The organism is Nonomuraea sp. NPDC050733, from assembly GCF_040654215.1.
In the GTDB taxonomy this organism is placed as follows: domain Bacteria; phylum Actinomycetota; class Actinomycetes; order Streptosporangiales; family Streptosporangiaceae; genus Nonomuraea.
Window position 1 is genome coordinate 92,594 of the sequence record NZ_JBFAHO010000012.1, and the last position, 26,191, is coordinate 118,784.

Annotated in this window: 22 protein-coding genes; 17 read left to right on the forward strand and 5 right to left on the reverse strand. The window is 71.6% G+C overall.

The window, feature by feature from the left end; translation table 11 throughout:
- Positions 1 to 9 precede the first annotated feature (9 nt).
- From AB0H64_RS21175 to AB0H64_RS21225, 11 genes are all read left to right on the forward strand, one after another.
- Entirely contained in the window at positions 10 to 666 is a 657-nt protein-coding gene (locus tag AB0H64_RS21175; RefSeq protein ID WP_357626871.1) for a DUF1961 family protein, read from the forward strand.
- A gap of 126 nt (positions 667 to 792) precedes the next feature.
- Positions 793 to 1,422: a DUF624 domain-containing protein gene (locus tag AB0H64_RS21180; protein ID WP_357626873.1), complete on the forward strand. Its 630-nt coding sequence runs from the start codon at positions 793 to 795 to the stop codon at positions 1,420 to 1,422.
- Positions 1,419 to 2,978 (forward strand): extracellular solute-binding protein, encoded by a 1,560-nt coding sequence (locus tag AB0H64_RS21185; protein ID WP_357626875.1) that lies wholly within the window; start codon positions 1,419 to 1,421, stop codon positions 2,976 to 2,978. Before AB0H64_RS21180 ends, AB0H64_RS21185 begins: the two co-directional genes overlap by 4 nt.
- Positions 2,979 to 3,034: 56 nt before the next feature.
- On the forward strand, positions 3,035 to 4,009 hold the full coding sequence (locus AB0H64_RS21190; protein ID WP_357626878.1) for an ABC transporter permease subunit: 975 nt from the start codon (positions 3,035 to 3,037) through the stop codon (positions 4,007 to 4,009).
- Between the two features lie 10 nt (positions 4,010 to 4,019).
- Positions 4,020 to 4,916: a carbohydrate ABC transporter permease gene (locus AB0H64_RS21195; protein WP_357626881.1), complete on the forward strand. Its 897-nt coding sequence runs from the start codon at positions 4,020 to 4,022 to the stop codon at positions 4,914 to 4,916.
- The gene (locus AB0H64_RS21200; protein ID WP_357626884.1) at positions 4,913 to 5,533 is read left to right on the forward strand and encodes a rhamnogalacturonan acetylesterase; all 621 of its coding nucleotides are present in this window, start codon (positions 4,913 to 4,915) and stop codon (positions 5,531 to 5,533) included. Before AB0H64_RS21195 ends, AB0H64_RS21200 begins: the two co-directional genes overlap by 4 nt.
- Positions 5,530 to 8,175 (forward strand): Tat pathway signal sequence domain protein, encoded by a 2,646-nt coding sequence (locus AB0H64_RS21205; protein ID WP_357626885.1) that lies wholly within the window; start codon positions 5,530 to 5,532, stop codon positions 8,173 to 8,175. Before AB0H64_RS21200 ends, AB0H64_RS21205 begins: the two co-directional genes overlap by 4 nt.
- 168 nt (positions 8,176 to 8,343) lie before the next feature.
- Positions 8,344 to 9,942 carry an ABC-F family ATP-binding cassette domain-containing protein gene (locus tag AB0H64_RS21210; RefSeq protein ID WP_357626887.1) on the forward strand — a complete coding sequence of 533 codons (1,599 nt, stop codon included), beginning with the start codon at positions 8,344 to 8,346 and terminating at the stop codon, positions 9,940 to 9,942.
- 113 nt (positions 9,943 to 10,055) lie between these two features.
- A complete protein-coding gene (locus AB0H64_RS21215) occupies positions 10,056 to 10,271 on the forward strand; it encodes a helix-turn-helix domain-containing protein (protein ID WP_020547488.1) in 216 nt (71 codons plus the stop codon).
- Positions 10,272 to 10,394: 123 nt separating this feature from the next.
- Positions 10,395 to 11,228, forward strand: coding sequence for an enoyl-CoA hydratase/isomerase family protein (locus AB0H64_RS21220; RefSeq protein WP_357626890.1), 834 nt, complete (start codon positions 10,395 to 10,397; stop codon positions 11,226 to 11,228).
- Between the two features lie 93 nt (positions 11,229 to 11,321).
- A complete protein-coding gene (locus tag AB0H64_RS21225; RefSeq protein ID WP_357626892.1) occupies positions 11,322 to 13,208 on the forward strand; it encodes an ABC transporter ATP-binding protein in 1,887 nt (628 codons plus the stop codon).
- On the opposite strand, the gene AB0H64_RS21230 is transcribed toward AB0H64_RS21225, so the two are convergent.
- A complete protein-coding gene (locus AB0H64_RS21230; RefSeq protein WP_357626895.1) occupies positions 13,180 to 14,061 on the reverse strand; it encodes a sulfotransferase in 882 nt (293 codons plus the stop codon). The two genes, AB0H64_RS21225 and AB0H64_RS21230, sit on opposite strands and share 29 nt — an antisense overlap.
- Before the next feature lie 30 nt (positions 14,062 to 14,091).
- Between AB0H64_RS21230 and AB0H64_RS21235 the strand changes: the two genes are divergently transcribed.
- Positions 14,092 to 15,036: an LD-carboxypeptidase gene (locus AB0H64_RS21235; protein ID WP_357626897.1), complete on the forward strand. Its 945-nt coding sequence runs from the start codon at positions 14,092 to 14,094 to the stop codon at positions 15,034 to 15,036.
- Between the two features lie 43 nt (positions 15,037 to 15,079).
- A complete protein-coding gene (locus AB0H64_RS21240; RefSeq protein WP_357626900.1) occupies positions 15,080 to 15,970 on the forward strand; it encodes a hypothetical protein in 891 nt (296 codons plus the stop codon).
- A 38-nt stretch (positions 15,971 to 16,008) separates the two neighbouring features.
- On the opposite strand, the gene AB0H64_RS21245 is transcribed toward AB0H64_RS21240, so the two are convergent.
- Both AB0H64_RS21245 and AB0H64_RS21250 read right to left on the reverse strand, forming a co-directional pair.
- Positions 16,009 to 17,799: a glycoside hydrolase family 15 protein gene (locus AB0H64_RS21245; RefSeq protein ID WP_357626903.1), complete on the reverse strand. Its 1,791-nt coding sequence runs from the start codon at positions 17,797 to 17,799 to the stop codon at positions 16,009 to 16,011.
- Between the two features lie 79 nt (positions 17,800 to 17,878).
- On the reverse strand, positions 17,879 to 18,481 hold the full coding sequence (locus AB0H64_RS21250; protein WP_357626906.1) for a hypothetical protein: 603 nt from the start codon (positions 18,479 to 18,481) through the stop codon (positions 17,879 to 17,881).
- 63 nt (positions 18,482 to 18,544) lie between these two features.
- Here AB0H64_RS21250 and AB0H64_RS21255 point away from each other — a divergent pair, with 63 nt between their 5' ends.
- Positions 18,545 to 19,999, forward strand: coding sequence for a PLP-dependent aminotransferase family protein (locus AB0H64_RS21255; protein WP_357626908.1), 1,455 nt, complete (start codon positions 18,545 to 18,547; stop codon positions 19,997 to 19,999).
- Between the two features lie 7 nt (positions 20,000 to 20,006).
- On the opposite strand, the gene AB0H64_RS21260 is transcribed toward AB0H64_RS21255, so the two are convergent.
- Together AB0H64_RS21260 and AB0H64_RS21265 are read right to left on the reverse strand one after the other, a co-directional pair.
- The gene (locus AB0H64_RS21260; RefSeq protein ID WP_357627091.1) at positions 20,007 to 20,621 is read right to left on the reverse strand and encodes a trimeric intracellular cation channel family protein; all 615 of its coding nucleotides are present in this window, start codon (positions 20,619 to 20,621) and stop codon (positions 20,007 to 20,009) included.
- A 70-nt stretch (positions 20,622 to 20,691) separates the two neighbouring features.
- Positions 20,692 to 22,179 carry a peptide MFS transporter gene (locus AB0H64_RS21265; RefSeq protein WP_357626910.1) on the reverse strand — a complete coding sequence of 496 codons (1,488 nt, stop codon included), beginning with the start codon at positions 22,177 to 22,179 and terminating at the stop codon, positions 20,692 to 20,694.
- A 144-nt stretch (positions 22,180 to 22,323) separates the two neighbouring features.
- Here AB0H64_RS21265 and AB0H64_RS21270 point away from each other — a divergent pair, with 144 nt between their 5' ends.
- The 3 genes from AB0H64_RS21270 (at position 22,324) to AB0H64_RS21280 (ending at position 26,148) form a co-directional block, all read left to right on the forward strand.
- The gene (locus AB0H64_RS21270; protein WP_357626912.1) at positions 22,324 to 24,159 is read left to right on the forward strand and encodes an AMP-dependent synthetase/ligase; all 1,836 of its coding nucleotides are present in this window, start codon (positions 22,324 to 22,326) and stop codon (positions 24,157 to 24,159) included.
- A gap of 69 nt (positions 24,160 to 24,228) precedes the next feature.
- Positions 24,229 to 25,506, forward strand: coding sequence for a hypothetical protein (locus AB0H64_RS21275; RefSeq protein WP_357626914.1), 1,278 nt, complete (start codon positions 24,229 to 24,231; stop codon positions 25,504 to 25,506).
- 162 nt (positions 25,507 to 25,668) lie between these two features.
- The gene (locus AB0H64_RS21280; RefSeq protein WP_357626916.1) at positions 25,669 to 26,148 is read left to right on the forward strand and encodes a hypothetical protein; all 480 of its coding nucleotides are present in this window, start codon (positions 25,669 to 25,671) and stop codon (positions 26,146 to 26,148) included.
- Positions 26,149 to 26,191 lie beyond the last annotated feature (43 nt).

Here is a 26,191-nt window from a genome sequence, read left to right on the forward strand (position 1 = left end):
AGCATCACCGTGACCGAGATCTACCGCAACCGGCTCGCGGGACCCGACGACCTGGAGGGGTTCCGGATGGAGGGAGCCGGGGCGGTCTCCTTCCCCATGGGCAGGATGCGGCTGGAGAGCCTGCGCCCGCCGGCCGACGGGCAGGCGGCCAACCTGGTGTTGTGGTGTCCCGAGGACTTCCCCGCCGACGTGCGGATCGAGTGGGACTTCTGGCCGGTCAGGGAGCCGGGGCTGGCCATCCTGTTCTTCCACGCGCGGGGAAGGGGCGGCGAGGACCTGTTCGACCCGGCGCTGGCCCGGCGTGAGGGGCCGTACGAGCAGTATCACAGCGGCGACATCGACGCCTACCACGTGTCCTACTTTCGACGGATGTGGACCTCGGAGCGAAAGTTGCACACCTGCAACCTGCGCAAGAGCCACGGGTTCCATCTGGTCGCGCAGGGGCCCGACCCGCTGCCCGCGGTGCTCGACGCCGAGGGCCCCTACGCCATGCGTCTCGACATCCGCGCAGGTGAGGTCACGTTCTCGGTCAACGATTTGGTCTCGTTCAGCTGGATGGACGAGGGCCTCGTGGGCGGTCCGGCCCTGGTTGGAGGCAAGGTCGGCTTCCGGCAGATGGCCCCATTGATCGGCGAATACGGAAATCTCCGGGTTTCGCGTCATTGACTCTGAGTCGATTCAACACTACGTTCGCCACCACCGAGACGTTCATCCGTCCGTAACGGGGCGGGAACCACGGTGCAACACCCCCATCGCCGTGTCCGTGCACACGCTACGAGAAAGTGCTGCCGGATGAGCCATTCCACCACGTCAATCAGGGTCTACGCGGTCTGCTCGGAGCTTGTCTGGGCGGTCCGGCTGAACCTGCTGTGGATCGCCTTCACCCTCGTGGGCGGAGTCGTCCTGGGGCTGGGCCCCGCCACCGTCGCCGCCTACACGCTGGCCCGGAGGCACGCTCGTGGTGAATCGTTTCAGGCGGTACCGGAGTTCTGGTCCGTCTACCGGCGGGAGTTCGTCCGCGGCTCGCTGCTGGTGCTGCCGGTGGCGGTGCTGGCCGTCCTCATGGTCGGCAGCTACCTGTACCTCTCCGCCCTCGGGCCCGACATGGGAGCGTTGCGGATCACGACCTTCGTGGCGCTCATCGCACTGGCCGGTGTGGGGGCGTACGTGGGGCCGCTCTACGCGCACTTCGACCTGCCGCTGTGGGCGTACTGGCCCAAGGCGGCACAGCTAGCGCTCCTGCGCCCGGCCTCGTCCGTGCTGTTGCTGCTAGCTCTCTCAGCCATCGCCTACGCGACCTCGGCGGCGTACATCCTCGCCCCGATGATCAGCTTCGGCGCGTGGATCTACCTCAACACGTGGCTCTGCCTGCGCTTCTTCGAGGAGAACGAGGCGCGCCTGCATTCGAAAGGGAACACATGAGCGCACCCCGTCGCCGCCGGCTCATCGCCGGTGCGCTAACGCTCACGGCTGCACTCACCGCCTCGGCCTGCTCGGGCGGCGGTGACGCGCCCGCGGCAGACCCCAACACGATCACCGTGATGTCCAAGCTCTTCGGCACCGCGCCCGATCCCAAGGGCGAGATGCAGCAGGCGGTCGAGAAGTTCATCGGCAAGAAGCTCCAGATCAACTGGGTCCCCAACGCCGAGTACACCGACAAGATCAACGTCACTCTCGCGTCGGGCAACCTCCCGCAGGTCATGGTCGTGGACCCGAAGAACCCGTCGTTCGTCAAGGCCGCGCAGGCCGGTGCGTTCTGGGATCTGACCGACAAGCTGGACAAGTATCCGAACCTCAAGCAGGCGGACCCGCGCACCGCGATGAACGCCTCCGTCAACGGCAAGATCTACGGTCTCTACCGGATGCGGCCCCAGCTGCGTTCCGCGGTCCTGATCCGCAAGGACTGGCTGGAGAAGGTCGGCCTGAAGCTGCCCGAAACCGTCGACGACCTGTACGACATCGCCAAGGCGTTCGCCGAGAAGGACCCCGACGGCAACGGCAAGAAGGACACCTACGGCCTGATCATCCCGAAGTGGCCGGGGAACTACGCCACCTCCAGCCCGTACGACGTGCTGGAGACCTGGTTCGGCGCCCCGAACGGCTGGGGTGAGCGCAACGGCAAGCTCGTCCCAGGGTTCGACACCCCCGAGTTCCTCGAGGCGAACAAGTTCCTCAAGAAGATGGTGGATGAGGGGCTGGTCAACCCCGACTTCGCCACGCTCGACTCGGCCAAGTGGAACGAGCCGTTCCACCAGGGCAAGGGCGGCATCATCATCGACGTGAACATCCGCTCCAGGGCGCTGCTCGACCTGTTCAGGGAGGACGACCCCGAGAACTACGGCGACAAGGTCGCCATGGTCGGCAACCTCAAGCGCTCCGACGGCCAGAAGTTCTCCTCCCCGTTCACCGGCTACAACGACACCCTGGCCATCTCCAAGCAGAGCGTGCGGACCGAGGCGGACCTCGACAACCTGCTGAAGGCGCTGGACAAGCTGGCCACCAAGGAGGGCCAGGTCCTGCTGCAGAACGGCATCGAGGGCCGCAACTTCAAGGTCGCGGGCAACACCGCCTCGCTGATCAACGAGACCGACCCCAAGGTCGAGATCGTCCAGAAGGACGTGGACAACGCCTTCACCCAGCTCAGCACCAAGGGCACCGCGGACATCGGCGGCATCGCCTACCAGCGCACGCCTCCTGGGAAGCCGTACCAGGACATGATCAACCTCCAGAACAAGCTGATGGCCGAGGACCTCAAGACGGCGGTGTTCAACCCCGCGCTGCCGGTGGTCTCTCCCACGGCCGTCGCCAAGGGCGCCCAGATCGACACGATCATCCCCGACGCCCGGATCAAGTTCCTGTCCGGCCAGCTCACCGAGGAGCAGCTGAAGGGCGAGATCAAGCGCTGGTACGACAGCGGCGGCACGCAGGTCGCCACCGAGATCAACGACCTGGTCTCCAAGCTCGGCACCACCAACTGACCCCGCCCTGAGGGGCCCGGGCCTCGCCCGGGCCCCTCAGATGAAAGGAGGCCGCTGTGGCCACCGACCTGGCGCCGCCTCCCACGAGGGCGGCGAGAAATTCCGGGCGCCGACGCCATAAGCTGGGACTGCGCGTCTCGTTCGTGCGCTATCGCTGGCTCTACCTGATGCTCCTGCCGGGCGTCGTCTACTTCGCGCTCTTCAAGTACCTGCCGATGTACGGCGTGACGATCGCGTTCCAGGACTTCCTGCCCTTCCTCGGCTACTCCGGCAGTCCGTGGGTCGGGTTCAGGCACTTCGAGGAGTTGTTCTCCGGGCCCGACTTCGGCCGGCTGATGTTCAACACGCTCCTCCTGGCGCTGCTGCACATCGTCTTCGTCTTTCCGGCGCCGATCATCGTCGCGCTGCTGCTCAACGAGCTGCGGATCAACGTCCTCAAGCGCTCGGTCCAGTCGCTGATCTACATCCCGCACTTCCTGTCCTGGACGATCGTCGCGTCGCTGACGTACGTGCTGTTCGCGGCCGACTTCGGCGTGCTCTCCGGATGGATCCGCGACATCGCGGGCGACACCTCGAAGATCGACTACATGGCGCAGGAGGACTGGTTCCGGCCGCTGATCGTCCTGCAGCAGCTGTGGAAGCAGACCGGCTGGGGAACGATCATCTACCTGGCCGCGCTGGCCGGCGTGGACCCGCAGTTGTACGAGGCGGCGCGCATGGACGGTGCGGGACGCTTCAAGCAGCTCTGGCACGTCACCCTGCCCGCCATCCGGCCCACGGTCGTCGTCATGGCCATCCTCGCCTCCGGCAACCTGCTCGACTCGGGCTTCGAACAGATCTGGCTGATGACCACCTCGCTGAACCGCTCGGTGGCGGACGTGTTCGACACCTACGTCTACTACACCGGCATCACCCAGGGCGCGATCAGCTACTCCACCGCAGTCGGCCTGTTCAAGGGCGTGGCCGGCGTCATCCTGATCTTCGGCTCCAACTGGCTGGCCAAGCGCCTCGGCCAGCGTGGACTCTTCTGAGGAGCCCGCCATGAAGACCAACACCAAGAAGCTCGCGGACGACTACAGCACCACGGGCAGCCGCGTGTTCGACGTGATCAACATCGCCATTCTCGTCGGCCTGGCGCTGATCACCATCCTGCCGCTGCTCTACGTCCTCGCCGGGTCGTTCGCCGGCGAGGCGGAGATCTCCTCACGGCCGTTCTTCCTGTGGCCGGAGAAGTTCGTCACGGAGTCGTACCGCTACATCTTCGCCACGGACACCTTCGTCCGCTCCCTGCTGACGACCGTCGTGGTGACAGCGGTGGGCACGGTGATCCAGCTGCTGCTGACCCTCAGCATGGCCTACCCGCTGGCCAAGCGGTACCTGCCGGGCCGGGCCCTGGTGCTGAACCTGGTCATCTTCACTCTGGTCTTCTCCGGCGGCATGATCCCCACCTACCTCGTGGTGCGCGACCTCGGGCTGCTCGACAGCTACTGGGCGCTGATCCTGCCGCTGGCGATCAACCCGTTCTACCTGATCATCGTGAAGAGCTTCTTCCAGGAGCTGCCCCAGGCGCTCGAGGAGGCGGCGCGCATCGACGGCGCCAACGAGATGGGCGTCTTCTTCAAGATCGTGCTGCCGTTGTCCAAGCCGATCATCGCGACGTTCTCGCTGTTCTACGCGGTGGGCATCTGGAACGACTACATGTCGCCCCTGCTCTACATCAACGACCCGAGCAAGTGGACGCTGCAGATCCTGGTGCGTCAGCTCACCAGCACCGACGCCGCCAACGCCCTGGCCCAGATGGACCGGAACTGGGTGCCGCCGGAGCAGGGGCTGAAGTTCGCCGTCGTCGTCATCGCGACGCTGCCGATCCTGTTCTTCTACCCGTTCCTGCAGAAGCACTTCGCCAAGGGCGTGCTGATCGGGGGCGTCAAGGAGTGACCCGCACCGTGCTGCTGGCGGGCGACTCGACGGTGGCCTCCTGCCCGGCCGTCGAGGCGCCCATGTCGGGGTGGGGAGCGCAGCTCGGCGCGTACACGGGCGGGCCGGTGCGCAACTTCGCCAAGGGCGGGGCCACCACGGCCAGCCACCGGGCCGAGGGGCTGTGGGCGGCGCTGCTGCTGGAGACGTCCCCCGGCGACGTGGTGGTGATCCAGTTCGGGCACAACGACCAGAAGGAGCCCGAGCTGCCGTACCGCGACAACCTGCGCGCCTTCGTCGAGGAGGCGCGCGGCGCGGGCGCCCTGCCGGTGCTGTGCACGCCCGTGCAGCGCCGCCGGTTCGTGGGGGACCGGCTGGCGCCGACGCACGGCGACTACCCGGACCGGGTCCGCGCGCTCGCCGCCGAGCTGGGCGTGCCGCTGATCGACCTGACGGCCGCCACCACCGAGCTGTACGAGCGCCTCGGCCCGGAGGGGTCGAAGGCGCTGTTCACCCACTTCCCGCCCGGCCGGCACCCGCTCCACCCGGACGGGGTGGCCGACGACACCCACTTCTGCTTCCGCGGCGCCGACGAGGTGGCCGCCGTCGTCGCCGAGCGACTCAAGGAGATCGCATGACTGTGCTGCGCTGGCTGGACCGACCCGCGGAGCATGGGGTGACCTGGGGAGTCCCCTGGTCGCGCGGCACGGTGCAGCCGGGTGCGGCGTTCGCCCTGGCCGATCCGGAGGGCCGCGAGGTCCCGGTGCAGAGCTGGGTGACCGCGACCTGGCCGGACGGCTCGGTGAAGTGGTCGGCGCACGCCGTCGGCCCGCAGGCGGAGCCCGCCGCGACGTACCGGCTGGAGCCCGGCCGCGGGCCGGCCGCCCCCTCCTCGCCCGTCACCGTGACGCGCGGGGACGGCGTGCTGCGCGTGAGCACGGGCGTCGTGACCTGGACGATCGAGGAGTCGGGCGCCACGCTCGCCCGCTCGGTGACGCGCGGCTCCCAGGAGATCGTCCGCGACGTCCGCCTGGTCAGCCTGCACCAGGACGGGCCCACACCCGACGACGCCGGCCCGCTCACGAGAGCCGAGGCGACCGGTCACGTCACCCGCGTCACCGTCGAGCAGGACGGCCCGGTCCGCGCGGTCGTCCGGCTGGAGGGCCACCACGTCCGCGCGGCGGGAGGAGACGGCGGCGCGCGGCTGCCGTTCCGTGTGCGGCTGTACTTCTACGCCGGGGCCGAGGACGTCCGCGTGGTCCACACGTTCGTCTGGGACGGCGACCCCGAGCGGGACTTCCTGGCCGGGCTCGGCCTGCGCGCCGACGTCGTCATGCGCGACGAGCTCCACGACCGGCACGTACGGCTGGCAGGGCCGGACGGGTTCCTCACCGAGGCCGTGCGCGGGCTGACCGGGCTGCGCCGCGACCCGGGCGAGGCCGTGCGGCGGGCGCAGGTCGAGGGCCGGCCGTGCGGCCCGATCGGCAATCCGGAGGTGGCCGGCCGCCTGCACCTCATCCCGGCCTGGAACGACTACACCCTCGACCAGACCTCCGCCGACGGCTTCACGCTGCGCAAGCGCACCGGCGAGGGCCACGCCTGGGTGACGATCCCCTCGGGCACCCGCTCAGCCGGCTACGGCTACGTGGGCGGGGTGAGCGGCGGGCTCGGGTTCGGGCTGCGCGACTTCTGGCGGCTGCACCCGACGCGGCTCGACGTGCGCGGCGCGGCCACGAACCTCGCCACGGCGACGGTCTGGCTGTGGTCGCCGTCCGCCCCGGCCATGGACCTGCGGTTCTGGCACGACGGCATGGGCCAGGACACGTACGCCGAGCAGCTCGAAGGTCTGGAGATCACCTACGAGGACCACGAGCCGGGCTTCGGCGACGCCCACGGCGTCGCCCGCACCCACGAGCTGACCCTGCGCGTCCACGAGGCCACGCCCCCGGCGGAGGCGCTGGCCGCGCACGCCACCGCCATGAACGACCCCGCGCTGCTGACGGCCCCGCCCGCGCGGATCCGCGAGGCGGGCGTCTTCGGCGACTGGGCGCTGCCGGACCGCTCGACCCCGGCCCGCGCCGCGATCGAGGACCGGCTGGACTTCCTGTTCGACCTGTACACGCGGGAGCGGGAGCAGCGCCGCTGGTACGGCTTCTGGGACTACGGCGACGTCATGCACACCTACGACGCCGACCGGCACACCTGGCGCTACGACGTGGGCGGCTACGCCTGGGACAACTCCGAGCTCTCGCCCGACCTGTGGCTGTGGTACCAGTTCCTGCGCACCGGGCGGGCCGACGTCTTCCGCTTCGCCGAGGCGATGACCCGCCACACCGGCGAGGTCGACGTCTACCACCTGGGCCGCTGGAAGGGACTCGGCAGCCGGCACAACGTGCAGCACTGGGGGTGCAGCTGCAAGCAGCTGCGCATCTCCAACGCCGCCTACCGGCGCTTCTTCTACTACCTGACCGCCGACGAGCGCACCGGTGACCTGCTCGACGAGCTGTCCGAGCCGGAGGCGACGTTCCTGGCGATCGACCCGCAGCGCAAGGTGCGCGAGGACGTCTACACGCCGGACCCGTCGGCCTTGTCTGTCGGGCTCGGCACCGACTGGGGCGCGCTCGCGGCTGCGTGGCTGACCCGCTGGGAGCGGCACGGCGACGAGCGGGCGCGTGACCGGCTGCTCGGCACGATGGCCGGCATCGGGGCGCTGCCGCGGGGGTTCCTGACCGGCGAGGCCCGGCTCGACCTGGCCACGGGGCGCTTCGACGCCTCCCGAGACGCGATCATGGTCTCGCACCTGTCGTCGGTGTTCGGCCTGCCGGAGATGTGCTCCGAGCTGATCGCGCTCGACCTGGACGTGCCGGGCTTCGAGCGGGCCTGGCTGGACTACTGCCGGCTCTACCTGGCGCCCGCCGCCGAGCAGGCCGCCGAGGTGGGGGAGCCGCTGCGCGGCATCTCGCTGGTGCAGGCGCACAGCCGGCTGACCGCGTACGCGGCGGCCCGCACGGGTGACGCGGCGCAGGCGGCGCGCGCCTGGCGCAAGTTCTACCTGGACGAGGACGACCAGCTCAACCGCAACGAGCTGCAGCGCGAGCCGCACTGGCGGCTGACCCGCGTGGAGGGGCCGGGCGTGCTCGCCGCCGTCGAGGAGGCGCCGTTCGTCTCGACCAACGACGCCGCCCAGTACGGCCTGGCGGCCATCCAGAACCTCGCGCTCATCGGCGACCACCTCCCGGAGCAGCCCCCCGGCACACAGGAAAAGGCGTCGGGGCGGTAGGGGAGAGAGCCGCGGGACAGAGGTGACGAGCAGGGCGATAACGGGAGGTGGGACTCCAGCTCAGGGGCCTACACTGATCGGTATGCACACTCCCGATTGACGGCACGGCGCACGCGGCCGCCGCACACCCCATCCCTCGTTTCCTAGCTCGGGAGTGTTCCGTCAACCATGATCATTGCCAATGACATCGAGCTGCGCGCCGGCGCGCGCCTGCTCATCGAAAGCGCCTCCTTCCGGGTCAACCCGGGCGACAAGATCGGTCTGGTGGGCCGCAACGGCGCGGGTAAGACCACGCTGACCAAGGTCCTGGCCGGCGAGGCGCTGCCCGCCTCCGGGTCGGTCACCACGAGCGGCAGCGTCGGCTACCTGCCGCAGGACCCCCGCACCGGAGACCTGCAGGTGCTCGCCCGCGACCGCATCCTGTCCGCCCGCGGGCTCGACGAGGTGCTGCGCAAGTTGCGCGAGGCCGAGATCGGCATGTCCTCCGCCGACGACAAGACCCGCGAGAAGGCGGTCCGCCGCTACGGCCGGCTGGAGGACCAGATGCACGTCCTCGGCGGCTACGCGGCCGAGGCGGAGGCCGCCTCGATCGCCTCCAGCCTCGGTCTGCCGGACCGCGTCCTCGGACAACCACTGGAAACGCTTTCCGGCGGACAGCGCAGGCGCGTGGAATTGGCGCGCATTCTTTTCAGCGGTGCGGAAACTCTCCTTCTTGACGAGCCGACAAACCACCTTGATGCGGACTCAATCGGGTGGCTTCGTGATTTTTTGCGTTCCCATCAGGGCGGCTTGGCCATCATCAGCCATGACGTCGGTCTTCTTGAAGCCACGGTCAACAAGGTCCTGCACCTCGACGCGAACCGCTGCGTCATCGACCACTACAACGTCGGCTGGAAGGCCTACCTCGCCCAGCGCGAGACCGACGAGAAGCGGCGCAAGCGCGAGCGGGCCAACGCCGAGAAGCAGGCCGGAGCCCTGCTCGCCCAGGCCGACAAGATGCGCGCCAAGGCCACCAAGGCCAAGGCCGCGCAGGACATGATGCGCCGCGCCCACCGGCTGCTGGCCGGCACCGAGGAGGAGCGCCAGAGCGACAAGGTGGCCCGCCTGCGCTTCCCGCAGCCGCAGCCGTGCGGGCGCACCCCGCTCACCGCCGAGGGCCTGTCCAAGTCGTACGGCTCGCTGGAGGTCTTCACCGACGTCAGCGTGGCCATCGACCGAGGTCACCGGGTCGTCATCCTCGGCCTCAACGGCGCGGGCAAGACCACACTGCTGCGGATACTGGGCGGCATCGAGAAGCCCGACACGGGCGAGGTCCGCCCCGGCCACGGCCTCAAGATCGGTTACTACGCCCAGGAGCACGAGACGCTCGACGGCGAGCGCACGATCCTGGAGAACATGCGCTCGGCCGGCGGCGAGTTCACCGACACCGAGTTGCGCAAGGTCCTCGGCTCCTTCCTGTTCAGCGGCGACGACTCCGACAAGCCGGCGGGCGTGCTGTCCGGCGGCGAGAAGACCCGCCTGGCGCTGGCCATGCTGGTCCTCTCCAGCGCCAACGTCCTCCTCCTCGACGAGCCAACGAACAACCTCGATCCGGTCAGCCGCGAGCAGGTTCTCAACGCTCTGAGGTCGTATTCAGGAGCAATCGTCCTCGTGACCCACGACGAGGGTGCCGTTGACGCCCTGTCACCGGATAGGGTGATCTTGCTACCGGACGGAACTGAAGACGCATGGAGCGCCGAATTTTCCGATCTTGTGGCACTTGCCTGATCTTAATTTGGGCGGGTACGGATCTTTTCCCATGGAGTAGGTAGCCGATCCCGCTGAAATGACTGATCATGGCGGAGTAACGCTGCGGAAGTCCGGCACTACAGGAGGTACTCGTGGCCGAGACACTGAAGAAGGGCACCCGGGTCACCGGGGCCGACCGTGAAAAGCTGGCCGGCGATCTCAAGAAGCGCTACGCCGCGGGCGAGAGCATCCGTGCGCTCGCCGCTTCGACCGGTCGGTCCTACGGGTTCATCCACCGCATCCTGAGCGAGTCCGGTGTGACTCTGCGCGGGCGCGGCGGGGCGACCCGAGGCAAGTCCAAGCGCTGACGGCCGCCTCGGAACGTGCGACCGCAGCCGCTCGTCCCTAGTCAGCCAGCCGTCGCGCCCGGGCCCAGAATCTCATTCTGTAAGCTCGGGCGCGACGGTTCAGCGGCGACGAGGGAGCGGGCGATGGCGGAAGCGAAGGCGCCACACAAGCGCGGGGGGAACGCGGACCACGTGTTCGCCGGAGATCCGGCGGAGACGGGACTGCGCTTCGAGGTGGACGGTGAGATCGCGACGATCACGCTGGACCGGCCGGACAAGCGGAACGCTCAGACGTTCGCGACCTGGTCAGCGTTGGCCCGTATTGGTGATGACCTGCCGGAGCGGGTGCGCGTCGTCGTGGTGAGAGGTGAGGGACCGTCCTTCTCGGCAGGCATCGACCTGCGGATGTTCACACCAGAGGGCGTGCCCGGACAGGGCTCGTTCAGTTCGACGGCGCGGCTCGGGGCCGCGGCGTTCGAGCAGCGGTTGCGGCAGGCACAGCGGGGGTTCCTGTGGCTGCGCCGCCCCGAGATCGTTTCCATCGCGGCCGTGCAGGGTCATGCGATCGGCGCGGGTTTCCAGCTCGCGCTCGCCTGCGACCTGCGGATCGTGGCCGACGATGTCAAGTTCTGTATGAAGGAGCCCGCCCTGGGGCTGGTGCCCGATCTGACTGGGACCAAGCCGCTGGTCGAGCTGGTGGGCCTGGCCAAGGCGATCGACATCTGCCTGACCGCCCGGACCGTGGAGGCCGACGAGGCCCAGCGGATCGGGCTCGCCGAGCAGGTCGTCGCCCGCGACGACCTGGACCGGGCCGTGCACGACAAGATCGCCGGGCTGCTCTCGACCAACCGGGACGCGGCGGCGGCGACCAAGCGACTCCTCCAGGGCGCGCGCTCGCGCACCCTGGAGGAGCAGTGCGCGGCCGAGGGCGCCGAGCAGGCCGAACGCCTCCGCGCGCTGTTCGCCGCCCAGCCCTGATCCCCGGGTTTCGCGCTGAGCGGAGCCGATCTCGCGGGAACGGGGAATCACCGGGCGTCCCGGCGGCGCTCATACCGGGGAGGAGGGCCCCGGATGGCGATGATGGGAGGGGGCTTCGGTCCCCACGTGATGGCGTCGCTGCGCCGCGACGAGTCGGTCACCAAGCAGCGGCTCACGCCCGGCACCGTGCGGCGCATCGCGGGTTACGCCCGGCCGTACACCCGGCAGATCACCGCGTTCCTGCTGCTGGTGATGGCGGGGGCGGGCGTCGTGGTGGCCAACCCGCTGCTGATGAAGGCGATCATCGACGACGGCATCCTGCCCCGGCGCACCGACGTCGTGGTGGGCCTGGCGCTGGCGATCGGGGCGCTCGCGCTCCTCGACGCCGGGCTCACGCTGGCGCAGCGGTGGTTCTCGGCCCGTCTCGGCGAGGGGCTGATCTACGACCTGCGTACCGAGGTGTTCGATCACGTGCAGCGCATGCCGGTCGCGTTCTTCATGCGGGCGCAGACCGGTGCGCTCGTCTCGCGGCTCAACACCGACGTCATCGGCGCCCAGCGCGCCCTGACCAGCACCCTGTCGTCCGTCGTGTCCAACGTGATCAGCCTGGTGCTCGTGCTGGGCGCCATGCTCGTGCTGTCGTGGCAGGTGACGCTGGTCGCCCTGGTGCTGTTGCCGATCTTCGTGATCCCGGCCAAGTGGGTGGGCTGGCGCATGTCGGCGCTGACGCGCGAGCAGATGCGGCTCGACGCCGAGATGAGCTCCGTCACCACCGAGCGCTTCAACGTGGCCGGCGCGATGCTCGCCAAGCTCTACGGCCGGCCCGAGGACGACGCGGCGATGTTCGGCGGGCGCGCGGCCCGGGTGCGCGACGTCGGCGTCACGGTCGGCATGTACGGCACCGTGTTCCGGGTGGCGCTCGGCCTGGTCGCGGCGCTGGCGACCGCCCTGGTGTACGGCATCGGCGGCGTGCTGGCCATCGGCGACGTGTTCGAGCTCGGCACGCTGGTCGCGCTGGCCGCCCTGCTCATGCGCCTGTACGGCCCGCTGACGTCGCTGTCGAACGTGCACGTGGACGTGATGACGGCGCTGGTCAGCTTCGACCGGGTCTTCGAGATCCTCGACCTGAAGCCCATGGTGGCCGAGCGGCCCGACGCCCGGCCGGTGCCCGACGGGCCGGTGACGATCGAGTTCGACGACGTCCGCTTCCGTTATCCGGCCGCCGAGGAGGTCTCGCTGGCCTCGCTGGAGTCGGTGGCCCGCCAGGACACCGCCCCCTCGCACCCCGTGCTCAAGGGCGTGTCGTTCACCGCCAGGCCGGGCCGGCTCGTGGCGCTGGTCGGCCCGTCCGGAGCGGGCAAGACCACGATCACCTCCCTGGTGTCCCGGCTGTACGACGTGAGCGAGGGCGCGGTGCGGCTCAACGGGCTCGACGTGCGCGAGGCCACGCTCGCCTCGCTGCGCGACACCGTCGGCGTGGTGGCCCAGGACCCCCACCTGTTCCACGACACGATCGGCGCCAACCTGCGGTACGCCCGGCCCGGCGCGAGCGACGAGGAGCTGTGGGAGGCGCTGCGCGCCGCGCAGATCGGCGAGCTGGTGGAGGGTCTGCCCGACGGGCTCGACACGGTCGTCGGCGACCGCGGTCACCGGCTGTCGGGCGGCGAGAAGCAGCGGCTGGCCCTGGCCCGGCTGCTGCTGAAGGCGCCGCGCGTCGTCGTCCTCGACGAGGCCACCGCGCACCTCGACTCGGAGTCGGAGGCGGCCGTGCAGCAGGCGCTGAAGACGGCGCTCGCGGGCCGCACCTCGCTGGTCATCGCCCACCGGCTGTCCACGATCCGCGAGGCCGACGAGATCCTCGTGGTCCAGGACGGGCGGATCGCCGAGCGGGGCACCCACGACGAGCTGCTGGCGCGCCGCGGCCTCTACGCGGAGCTGCACCGCACCCAGTTCAGCTCGTCAGGTAGCCCAGCGTCATGAGCTCCTGCCGGGCGACCTTCTCCACCAGCGCGAGGTCCTCGGGCCGCAGCCGGGAGCGGTGGGAGCCCGGCTCCGAGGGGCCGCCGTACAGGGCGACCTTGGAGACGCGCGTGCCGAGGAAGTCCGCGACCGACGCCGCCGCCTGGGCGGGCCTGAGCGCCAGGTCCTCGTAGCGCAGCGTCAGGAGCTGGTCCTCGGGCAGGTCGCGGCGGAGCGTGGCGCTGAGGCGCACGGCGCTGCGCCAGCGCAGGGCGCTCTTGCCGGCGACCGGCATGCCCTTCCACTTGTCGAGGTGCTCGTCGCGGTTGACGCCGAGGAACGGGTTGGGGAACTCGGTCCCGTCCGACAGCATCGCCGGCTTGAACCAGGCCAGGCACGCCGGGTCGGCCAGCATGTCGGCCGCCACGTCGCGGCCGTCGCGGACGATCTGGATGAACCGGGCGTCGGGGAAGGCCCGCAGGAGCGTGGCCGCGCTGTAGATCAGGTCGGGGCTCGCGTCGCCGAAGCGGGTGACGCCGCCCGTCGAGACGCAGGGACCGCCGCCGGTGACGCCGCCCGCGTCCCGGCACACCTGGCCGCACCGGCGGCACGAGTCGGGCAGCACCTGCCACGACTCGGCGAGCGCGTCGCGCAGCACCCGCACGGCGCCGGAGCTCTCGCCGAGGGATGGCTTGCGGGCGAAGGCGTACAGGACGTTGGCCACGCCGGCCCGGCCCATGGTCACGTGGAAGCCCGGTGACCGTTTCAGGGCGCGGCCGAGCAGGTCCGTGCCGGAATGCGGCGCTCCGAGCAGGAAGACCGGCCGGCGGACCTTGATGCCGTTGACCACGAGGATGTGGGGCGGAAGTCGCATACGAGATGCAAGTGTGACACCGTTTTCCCCGTGAACGAGCCAGGGAACGGGCCGGCGCGGCCTGAAGGACAGATCACCCCGGTCCGGCCCGGGGACACCGTCGCCGTCGTGGCGCCGTCGGGGCCGCCGGACGCCGCGCTGCTGAAGCGCGGAGTCGAGCGGCTGGAGGGGCTGGGGCTGAAGGTCGTGGCCGGCGGGCGGGTGCTCGACCGGCAGGAGCTGCCGTACCTGGCCGGCTCGGACGCGGACCGCGCCGCCGATCTGCAGGCCGCCTGGTGCGATCCGGCCGTCACGGCGGTGTTCTGCGCCCGGGGCGGGTACGGCGCGGCGCGGCTGATCGGCCTGATCGACTGGGACGCGATGCGGGCGGCCGGTCCGAAGACGCTGGTCGGCTCCAGCGACATCACCGCGCTGCACCACGTGTTCGCGGCCGAGCTGGGCGTGCCGACCCTGCACGGCCCGATGCCGGCCTGCGACACGATCGCCGGCGGCGACGCCCCCGAGCCGGTGTCGTGGGAGCACCTGCGGGCGGCCCTGACCGGGCAGGCGCCCCCGGTCACCGGCGACCGGGCGCTGGTCCCGGGCCGGGCGGAGGGCGTGCTGGCCGGGGGCAACCTGTCGCTGCTGGCCTCGATGTGCGGCACCCGCCACCACCCGTCGTTCGACGGGAAGGTCGTCCTTCTGGAGGACATCGGCGAGGAGCCGTACCGGATCGACCGGATGCTCACCCAGCTCCTTCAGGCGGGCGCCTTCGACGGCGTGCGGGGCCTGGTGCTCGGCTCGTGGGTGGACTGCGGCGATCCCGGTCCGGTGCTGCGTGACCGGCTGCTGCCGCTCGGGGTGCCGGTCCTGGCGGGTCTGCCGGTTGGGCACGGATCACCACAGCTGAGTGTGTGGCTTGGAGCCCCGGCCGTTATCGATACCGAATCGTGCTCGCTGGCTGGGCCGCTCCGCAGCGGGGAGCAGGCAAGGTAGGAGGGACATATCGGGATGAAACGGACATGATGGGACACGGCGCGTGACGTTCTTCAAACGTGGCCGCAAACCCCCCCGCAGGGCGGTCGAGGACGTCGACCTCGACTCCCTGCTCGCGCTCGTCGCCGAGACTCTCGGCTTCACCTGCGCCTTCGCCGCCGACGGCGGCTCACTCACCCTCGGCCTGCCGGCCCCCCGACGGCCGCGCGAAGGCGAGATCCTCGTCCGGCTGGCCGGGCTGCGCCGCGAGGCGGGCCGCCGGCCGCGCGAGGACTGGCCGACCCTCGTCTCCGAGCACCTGGCACGGGCCGTCGCCGCCGCCGGGGACCGGGTGGACGTGTGCGACTTCGAGCAGGCGGCGCCGCTGCTGCGCACCCGCGTGGAGGCGGTGGACGAGGTGCCCGACCCGGCCCGCGTGGTCGGCCGGCACCTCAACGGCGACCTGGTGGAGCTGCTCACCGTCGGCGGCCGCCCGGTGCTGCCCGAGGAGGCCGGCTGCTGGCCCCTGCCCGCGGCCGAGGCGCTGGAGCTGGCCGTCGCCAACGTCCGGCGCGTGGAGAGGCTGACGGTGGAGGCCGTCGAGCTGTCCGGCACGGCCGTCGTCCGGCTGACCGCGCCCACGCCGTCGGCGGCCACGCACCTGCGCTGGCTCGGCGACTACCTTCCGGTGCCCGCGCACGGCGCGCTCGCCGTGCTGCCCGACCCGTACACGCTGCTGGTCCATCCCGTGAACGGGATCGGCGTGGTGCGCGCCATCGAGCGGCTGCGCGTCCACGCCGCCCGCACCGGCGGGCTCAGCCCGCAGGTCTACTGGTGGCACGGGGGCCGGCTGACGCTCATCCGGGCCGACATCGAGCTGCGGGGCGGCCAGACGAGACTGGTCGTCGCCCCGCCGCCCGACTTCGCCCGCGTCCTGGCCCGCCTCGCCGCCTGACCGGGGCGCCCGGTCCGGGCGGGAGGAGGGGGCCCGGTTCAGCTGTCGCGGCCCAGCTTGGGGGTGCGGTCGCTCTCGGACAGCGCGCGGGCCGCGTGGATCAGCGGCACGTGGCTGAACGCCTGCGGGAAGTTGCCCACCAGGCGGCCGTAGCGGGGGTCGTACTCCTCCGCCAGCAGCCCCACGTCGTTGCGCAGCGCCAGCAGCCGCTCGAACAGCTCCTTCGCCTCGTCCCTGCGCCCCTGCAGCGCCATCACCTCGACCAGCCAGAAGCTGCACGCCAGGAACGCGCCCTCGCCGCCGGGCAGGCCGTCCACCGCGTTGTCCTCGGCCACGGGGTAGCGCAGCACGAAGCCGTCGGCCATCAGCTCCTTCTCGATGGCCGCCACGGTGCCCACCATGCGCGGGTCGTCCGCCGGCAGGAAGCCGACCATGGGCATCAGCAGCAGCGCCGCGTCCAGCTCGCTGGAGCCGTAGGACTGCGTGAAGGTGTTGCGCCTGGCGTCGAAGGCGTGCTCGCACACCTCGGCGTGGATGCGGTCCCGGATGCTCCGCCACGTGTCGGCGGGGCCGACCCGGCCGTACCGCTCGACGTACTTGACCGCCCGGTCCAGGGCCACCCAGCACATGACCTTGGAGTGGGTGAAGTGCCGGCGCGGGCCGCGCACCTCCCACAGGCCCTCGTCGGGCTCGTCCCAGTGCTCCTCGACGTAGTCCAGGAGCTGCCGCTGGATGGACCAGGCCCGCTGGTCGGCCGTCAGCCCGGAGGCGCCGGCCAGGTAGAGGGCGTTCATCACCTCGCCGTACACGTCGAGCTGGAGCTGGTTGACGGCGTCGTTGCCGATGCGGACGGGCCGGGAGCCCTCGTAGCCGTCGAGCCAGTCGAGCTGCATCTCCGGCAGCCGCCGCTCGCCCGCCACGCCGTACATGATCTGGAGGTCCTGCGGCCGGCCGGCGATCGCGCGCAGCAGCCAGGCCCGCCACTCGGCGGCCTCGCCGAGGTAGCCGTTGTTGATGAGCGCCTCCAGCGTCATCGTGGCGTCGCGCAGCCAGCAGAAGCGGTAGTCCCAGTTGCGCACCCCGCCGAGGTCCTCCGGCAGGGACGTCGTGGGCGAGGCGACGATGCCGCCGGTGGGGGCGTACGTGAGCGCCTTGAGGGTGATGAGGGAGCGCACCACGGCCTCGCGCCAGGGGCCCTGGTGGGTGCAGGTGTCCACCCACTCCTTCCACAGGGCCTCGGTCTCGTCGAGCTGGGCCTCGGCGTGGATCTGCTCGGGCATCGGCTCGTGCGACGGATGCCAGGTGAACACGAACGGCAGCCGCTGGCCCGCCTTGATGTGGAAGGTGGCGCGGTGGGCGTAGTCGCCACCCTTGAGGGGGACGGGGGAGTGCAGCCAGGCGGAGTCGGGCCCGCCGACGGCCTGGAGGTGCCCGTCGGTACGGCGCACCCACGGGACGATCCGGCCGTAGTCGAAGCGCACCCGCAGCTGCGTGGCCACCTCCACCGTGCCGGAGACGCCCTCCACGATCCGCACGACGTCGGGGTTGAGGTCGCGGGGCGGCATGAAGTCGATGACCCGGACGGTGCCCGTGGGGGTGTCCCACTCGCTCTCCAGGATCAGCGTGTCGGGACGGTAGCGGCGGCGGGTGGCGGGCTGCCTGCCGGGCGGGCCGATCCACCAGTGACCGTTGCGGTCGCCGCCGAGCAGCGCCGCGAAACAGGCCGGGGAGTCGAATCTGGGCAGGCAGAGCCAGTCGATCGAGCCGTCCCTGCCCACCAGGGCGGCCGACTGCATGTCTCCGATCAGCGCGTAGTCCTCGATCCGCATGCCTTGACGCTACTCGGCCGGAGGGTGATCACGCGGCCGGGTCCGATCACGTCGCGTCGTGACGGACCCGGCCGCGTGATCACGTCAGGGGGAAGCGGCGGGCGAACAGCTGGGTCAGCGGCCCGATCGCGAGCGCGAACACCAGCGTGCCGACGCCGACGGTGCCGCCGAGCAGCCAGCCCACGGCCAGCACGGCGATCTCGATGAGGAAGCGGCCGAGCCGCAGCGACAGGCCCAGCCGCACCAGGCCGGTCATGAGCCCGTCACGTGGTCCGGGACCCATGCCGGCGCCGATGTAGAGCACGGTGGCCAGCGCGATCGACACGATGGCCAGGCCCAGGTAGAGCCAGCTCAGCGCCCAGTGGCCGGAGGCGGGCAGCACGGAGAGCGCGGCGTCGGCGAACAGGCCGACGAAGATCACGTTGCTGACGGTGCCGAGGCCGGGCCGCTGCCGCATCGGGATCCACAGCAGCATCACCAGTGCCCCGACCCCGATGATCACGGTGCCGATCGACAGCCCGAGGCGGCCGGCCAGGCCCTGGTGGAAGGCGTCCCACGGGTTGTTGCCCAGCCCCGAGCGGACCTGGAGGCCGATGCCGGCGCCGTACAGGGCCAGGCCGCCGTAGAGCCGGACGAGACGGGAGGGGAGGGAGCCCAGGTGCGGGACGGTCGCTTCGCTCATAGTGGACCCAGAGTGGCAGGCCACCCGCTTGCCAAAACAGGGCCAATCAGCAAAAGTGGCCCGATGAGGTATGTGGGAGCGGCGCAGGTGGCCCGGCTCGCCGACGTGCCCCCGGAGGCGCGCCCGTACTACCGGGCGCTCGCCGACGCCGTGCGCGCGCTCATCCTGGACGGTCGCATCCCGGTCCGCGTGCGCATGCCCGCCGAGCGGCACCTCGCCGCCACCCTGGGCGTCAGCCGCACCACCGTGACCGCCGCCTACGACCTGCTGCGCGAGCGAGGTTACCTCGACAGCAGGCAGGGCTCCGGAAGCTGGACCGCCCTGCCCGACCCCGCCTCCACCGCCGACAACCCGTGGCTGTCCACCGGCCGCGACGGGCTCATCCAGCTCCACGCCGCCGCCCCGCCCGCGCCGTCCGCGCTGCGCGAGGCGATGGCCGAGGCCGTCGAGGACCTGCCCCGGTACGGCATGGGCCACGGTTACGACCCCATGGGCCTGGCCGTGCTGCGCGAGCGCGTCGCCGCCCGCTACACCGCGCGCGGCCTGGCCACCCGGCCCGAGCAGATCCTCGTCACCACCGGCTCCCAGCACGCCCTCCACCTCGCCATGAGCCTGCTGGCCGGGCCCGGCGACCCCGTGCTCGTCGAGTCGCCCACCTACACGCACGCCATCGACGTGGCCCGCCGGTGCGGCGCCCGGATCGTCCCGGTCGGCATCTCCCACGAGGGCTGGCAGGCCGACCTGGTCGCCTGCGCGCTGCGCCAGTCGGCGGCCCGGGTCGCGTACCTCATGCCCGACTTCCAGAACCCCACCGGCGCGCTCATGGACGACGCCACCCGCGCCGCCGTCGCCGGCGCGGCCCGGCGCACCGACACCACGATCCTCATCGACGAGACCTGGGCGGAGCTGGACCTGTCCGAGCCCGGCCCGTCCACGGCCGCTCGGAGCGGGACCGTCGCGCCCATGGGCGCCTTCGACTCCGACAACCGGATGATCAGCATCGGCTCGGCCTCGAAGCTGTGGTGGGGCGGGCTGCGCATCGGCTGGCTGCGCGCCAGCGCCGCGCTGATCCGCCGGCTGGCCGTGCACCGGGCCGCCGTCGACATCGCCAGCCCGGTGCTGGAGCAGCTCGTGGTGGCCCGCCTGTTCGACCGGCTGGAGGAGACCAGGGCCGAGCGCCTGCGCGGCCTGCGCGCCTCCCGCGCCACGCTCGTGGCCGCGCTGCGGGAGCGGCTGCCCGCCTGGGAGTTCGCGGTGCCGCGCGGCGGCGGCACCCTGTGGGTACGGCTCGACTCCGGCTCGGCCGTCACCCTGGCCGAGGCCGCCGCCACGCGCGGGGTGCGGCTGGCGCCGGGGCCGTGGTTCGGCGTCGACGGGACGCTGGAGGGGTACCTGCGCCTGCCGTACACGCTGCCGCCGGCGGTGCTGGAGGAGGCCGTGGAGCGCATCGTGGCCGCCCGCGACCACGGCCCGGCAGGAGGGGACAGGCCCGCCGACTCGCTGGTCCCGATGGTATGACCGGTGCTCACTCGGAGGGCTTGACGCCCCGGGCCAGCGGGGCGCGCCACTTGTAGCGCATCGCGGCCACGCGCAGCCCGAAGGCCACCAGCGCCGAGGCCAGCGTGGCCGGCCAGCCGTGCAGCCCCAGCGTGGACAGCTCCGCCATCATGGACGAGCCGAGCAGCGCGGGCACCGCGTAGAGCTGGCGGTCGTACAGCAGCGTCGGGATCTCGCCCGCCAGCACGTCGCGCAGCATGCCGCCGCCGACGCCCGTGGTGACGCCGAGCAGGGTGGCGTGCAGCGGGCTCAGCCCGTAGTCGAGGGCCTTGAGCGTGCCGACCGCGCAGAACAGCCCGAGTCCGGCCGCGTCGAACACCAGGATCGCCGGCATCACCCGCGCCACGTGCGGGTGCCAGAAGAACACGATCACCGTGGCCGCCAGCGGCACGAGCACGTACCCCACGCTCTGGAACGCGATCGGCCGCACGTTCAGGATGAGGTCGCGCACCACGCCCCCGCCCAGCGCCGTCATCTCGGCGAGCACCGCCATCCCCACGACGTCGAGCCGCTTGCGCACGCCCATGAGCGCGCCGGACAGCGCGAAGACGAAGATTCCCACCAGGTCGAGCAGTTCGGGCACGGTCACATGTCTATCGGATCGGCTGTCCCGCGGGCGCGTTCGGGGCCGGTGGACGGGATCAGCGGGCGGGTCAGCCGAGCGGCGGCGTCGCGGGCTCGTGGTGCTCGGACATCAGGTGGCGCAGCCGGCGGGTGAACATCAGCAGGGCCAGCCCCGCCACGATCGCCATCAGCGCCAGCAGCGTGTAGTACATCGGCTCGGACACGACGCCGCTCAGCCGCCCGGTCTGCCCGCCGACCGCGTCGCCCACCGAGACCGCGATGAACCACAGCCCCAGCATCTGCCCCTTGAACGCCCGGGGAGCCAGCTTGGTGGTGACCGACAGCCCGACGGGGCTCAGCGACAGCTCGCCGAACACCTGGATGAGGTAGACGAGCACCAGCCACCACACCGACACCCGGCCGCCCTGGGCGAGCGTGGCCGCCACCGCCATCACCAGGAAGCTCAGCCCCACCATGACCAGCGCGAAGGAGAACTTCTGCGGCGTGCTCACCCGCGTGCCCAGCTTCACCCACAGCGCCGCGAACACCGGCACGAAGATCATGATGAACAGCGGGTTGAAGGACTGGGTGGTGGCCGCGTTGATGTGCACCCCGAACAGCGTCAGGTCCGTGCTGTTCTCGGCGAAGAACAGCAGCTTGCTCGGCGCCAGGTCGTACAGCATCCAGAAGATCGCCGCGGCGGTGAACAGCCACACGTACGCCTTCACCCGGGACCGCTCGTCCTCGGTCAGGTCGTGGCTGCCCAGCAGGATGTAGCCGAAGTAGACGACCGGCACCGCCAGGATGATCACGGTCACCACGACCGTGAACCGGTCGATGGTGAACGTGCCCGTCGCCACCCAGATCGCCATGGCCGCCACGACGCCGAGCGTGCCCAGCCCCACGTGCCGCAGCACCTGCCGGCGGTGCTCCGGCGCCAGCGGCATGCCGGGCCGCTCGCCGACGCCGCGCAGGTTGCCGCGGCCGAGGACGTACTGGGCGAGGCCGAGGGCCATGCCGACGGCCGCGGCGCTGAAGCCCAGGTGCCAGCGGTCGCCGTCGGCCAGCCAGCCCACCACGATGGGCGCGAAGAACGCGCCCAGGTTGATCCCCAGGTAGAACAGCGAGAACCCGGCGTCGCGGCGGCCGTCGTCGTCCTCCGGGTAGAGCTTGCCCACCATGACGGAGATGTTCGGCTTGAGCAGGCCGGTCCCGGAGATGATCAGCCCCAGCCCCAGCCACACGAAGACCGGCGACGTCACCGGCACGGCCATGCTGATGTGGCCGCACATGATGACGAACCCGCCCCAGAACACCGAGCGCCGCGGACCGAGGATGCGGTCGGCGATCCAGCCGCCGGGCAGCGCCACCAGGTAGATGAGCGCGCCGTACACGCCGACGACGGCCGTCGCGGTCTGCTCGCTCATGCCCAGGCCGTGCTGGGCGGGGGACGCGGCCATGAACGTGGCCAGGATGGCACGCAGGCCGTACCAGCTGAACCGCTCCCACATCTCCGTGCCGAAGAGCGTGGCCAGCCCCCACGGGTGGCCGAAGAAGGTGCGTTCGTGCGTTTTCATGCGCTCCCCCGGGCATTCCTCCGCAGCCGATCCATCACTCTACGTGATGACGGTCTCCGCTACCGGCGAGGCCTTGCCGCTACCCCGGTCGTGTGGTGCGATGCATGCCACGCGGACAAGTGAACAGCTGCGGAGGCGGTTGCCATGGCCGATGTCCTCGACGTGCGGGCGGAGATCGACGAGCTGATCGCCGGCCGTACCATCTGCGACCAGCTCAGGACGGCGGCCGAGCGGCATCCCGACGCCCCCGCCTATTCGGACCCGGCCGCCGCGGGCGGCTGGGTCACGCTCACCTACGCCGAGGCGCGGCTGCGGGTGCTGGAGATCGCCGCCGGGTTCGCCGCGCTCGGCCTGCGGCCCGGCGAGACGGTCGCGCTCATGATGGTCAACCGCAGCGAGCACGTGCTGGCCGACCTCGGCGCCGTCCACGCGGGCGGCGTCGGGTGCACGATCTACTCCACGTTCGCGCCGGGCCAGATCGCGTTCGCCGCCGCCGACGCCGGCGCGGCCTACGCCGTGCTGGGCGGCCCCGCCGACCTCGCGCGCTGGCAGCCCGTGCTCGACGAGCTGCCCGGCCTGCGGAAGGTCATCCTGCTGGAGGGCGCGCCGGCCGGCGACCGGTTCATGGCGTGGGACGACCTGCTCGCGCTCGGCCGCTCCGCGCTGGCCGCCGACCCGGACGCCGCCGAGGCCCGCCTGCGCGCCGTGAGCGCCGAGGACGTGGTGACCGTCCTCTACACCTCGGGCACCACCGGCACGCCCAAGGGCGTGCCGCTCACCCACCGCAACGTGCTGTACGAGGTCGCGGCCACCGACCGCATGGCCCGGCTGCCGGAGCGCGGCACCCAGGTCTCCTACCTGACGTACGCGCACATCGCCGAGCGGGTCCTCAGCCTCTACCTGCCGCTGGCGAAGGCGTCGCACGTGCACTTCTGCACCGACCTGGCCCAGCTCGGCGCCACGCTCGGGCAGGTACGGCCGATGCTGTTCTTCGGCGTGCCCCGCGTGTGGGAGAAGATGATGGCCCGCCTGCTCGCCGTGCTCTCCGCCCAGCCGGAGGAGCGCCAGGAGGCCGTGCGGCGGGCCATGGCGGCCGGTCTGGCCTACGTCGAGGCGGGGCAGCACGGCCACACCGTCACCCCGGAGGTCCGCGCCGCCTACGAGCGCGCCGACGCGGAGCTGCTGGCGGGCGTGCGCGCGCTCATCGGGTTCGACCGCGCGGAGTGGACCGCCACCGGCGCCGCGCCGCTGCCCGCCGAGGTGCAGCGCTTCTACGCCGGTCTCGGCCTCAAGGTCATCGACGTGTACGGCATGACGGAGACGACCGGCGCGTTCACCGGCAACGGCCCCGGCTGCTACCGCCTCGGCACCGTCGGCCGGGCCGAGCCCGGCGTCGAGGTGCGCATCGCCGAGGACGGCGAGATCCTCACCCGCAGCCCGCTCAACACCCGCGGCTACCTCAACCGGCCCGACGGCACCGCCGCGCTCGTCGACGCCGGCGGCTGGCTGCACACCGGCGACATCGGCACGGTCGACGACGACGGCTTCTACCGGGTCGTGGACCGCAAGAAGGAGCTCATCATCACCTCCGGCGGCGAGAACATCTCACCCGCCGCGATCGAGAACCACCTCAAGGAGCACCCCCTCGTCGGCCAGGCCCTGGCCTACGGCGACAACCGCCCCTACCCGGTCGCCCTCCTCACGCTCGACGCGGACACGGCGCCCGGCTGGGCGCGGGCCCGCGGCATCGAGGGCACCCTCGCCGAGCTGGCCGCCCACCCCGAGGTGCTCAAGGAGGTCGAGGCCGCCGTCGCCGCCGCCAACCAGCGGCTCGCCCGGGTCCAGCAGGTCAAGCGGTGGGCGCTGCTCGGCGCCGAATGGACGGCCGAGACCGAGGAGCTGACGCCCAGCCTGAAGCTGAAGCGGCGGGTCATCCACGCCAAGTACGCGGACCTGATCGAGGAGCTGTACTCCGGCTGACGAGTCTTTGCCCTCCGGGGCGTGTGTCGTGGTCACTGCCATGACCGGCCGCTTCCTACGGTCTGGATCATGACCAGAAGACTCGTTCTCGTCTCGCTCGCGGCGGGGGCCCTCACGGTGCCCGCGCCGGCGTCCTCCGCCGCCACGGCCCTGCCCGGGGCCGCGAGTCCCGCCGGGGTCGTCTCCGCCTCCGCCTCCGCCTCCGCCTCCGGCCACGGGCTCGCCGCCGCCGCGCGCGCCGCCCGTGTCCCGACCATCCGCGAGATCAACCTGCGGCCGGCGTCTCCCGTCGTCGGCGCCGGGGACTCCGTCCGCATGGTGATCGACGTCGTCGCCAAGGACGTCAAGGGAAGGAACGGGGTGACCGTCAAGGTCGAGCCCGGCGCACCCCCCCAGTCGCCCCCCGGCTCTTCCGGAACGTCCGACGGGACGGCACCGGCCACGGGAGCCGCCCCCGGCGACCACGCCGCCCAGGCTCCCCGCCCGGCCGCTCCGGCTCCCCGCCCCGCCCTTCCCGGCACGGGCCGGCCCGGTTCGGCCGCCACCGGACCCGGGACGCAGGCCCAGACGCCGCCCGCCGGCTCACCCGCCGTGGCGCCCGCCGTAGCCTTCGACGACCGGGGCGCGCCGACGCCGTCCGGCCACGCCATCCGGCCCGCGGGCCGTCCGCTGCTGCCCACGCGCGACCACCAGCCGGGCGTGGTGGTGTCCCACAGTCACTCCTCGTCCGCGTCGCCCGAGACGGCCCGGGAGATCCACGGCGCGGCCCGCCTGGCCCCGCGCTCCCCGGAGCGCGACCACAAGCGGGGCTCCGCCTCCGATCAGGGCACGGGACGCGACAAGCGCGACGCGACGGTGTCCTGGCGTCCGACGCCCGGCTGGATGCGGTTCGAGGGCGACTGGCAGACGTGGCGCTTCCTGCCGGACAAGGCGCTGAACCGCACATACCCGGCAGGCACGTGGACGATCACCGCGACCGCCGTCGGCGCCGACGGGTCCACGGCGACGAAGTACACCACGTTCCAGCTGCGCCGCGAGACCAGGCTGGACGCCGTGCGCGTGGCTCCCGCCCCGGACGGCTCGGCCGTGCGGTTCACCGGCTCGCTGACCCGCGTGGGGCCGCGGGGCCTGGCCGACTATGCCCCGTTCGCCGCGCAGCCGGTCGACGTCCTCTGGCGACCCGAGGGCGGCGAGACGTGGGAGGAGGTGGCCGAGGCCACCACGGGGGACACCGGCGCCTTCACCACGTCGGTGGAGGGCCGTACCGGCGGCTCCTGGCGCCTGCGCTACGAGGGGACCCCCCGCTACGCCCCGATCCTCTCAAAAATTTACCAAACAGCCGAATAGCACGATAAACGGCCTGAGAAAGGCATATTTCGGGCTATGAAATGAAGAGTCGTTGCATGATTGTGATCGGCGGATCGCAACTTTCCTTTACCGCGTCGCGTCATTCGCGATGACGCGCGCCCGTCCGGACGCGCGTTCCACACGGGGAAGGAAGTTCACCCAATGATGCGACGACTCGCCGCCGGCCTGGCGGCGGCCGCCCTGGGCGTCACCATGGTGGGGGCGGCCGCCGCCCCCGCGCTGGCGGACCCGGACGTCGACGGCGGCCACACCGCGCTCCGGTTCGACGCGGGCCCCGAGCCCGTCTGGCAGGGCAGGAGCCTCTCGCTGGACGGCCGGCTCTCGGTGGAGTGCGAGGACGACTACATCAGCGGCTTCGTCTCCGTCCACCACGCCGACTACTGCAAGGAGTCGGAGTCGTGGCACCGGCTCGGCTGGAAGCGGATCGTGATCCTCTTCCGCCCGGACCGCGGCGGGGACTGGGAGCACGTCGAGACGGTCACGACCGGTCGTGACGGCTCCTTCCACACCAGGGTCCCGGCCTACACCTCGGGCACGTGGCGCGCGGTCTTCGAGGGCTCGCGCCGCCTCGACCCGGTGGAGGCCACGGACTGGGTCAAGGTCGTCGGCCACCGCCGCTGACCCGCCCGGCCCTTCGCGCGGCACCGCCCGGCTCCCTCCTGGG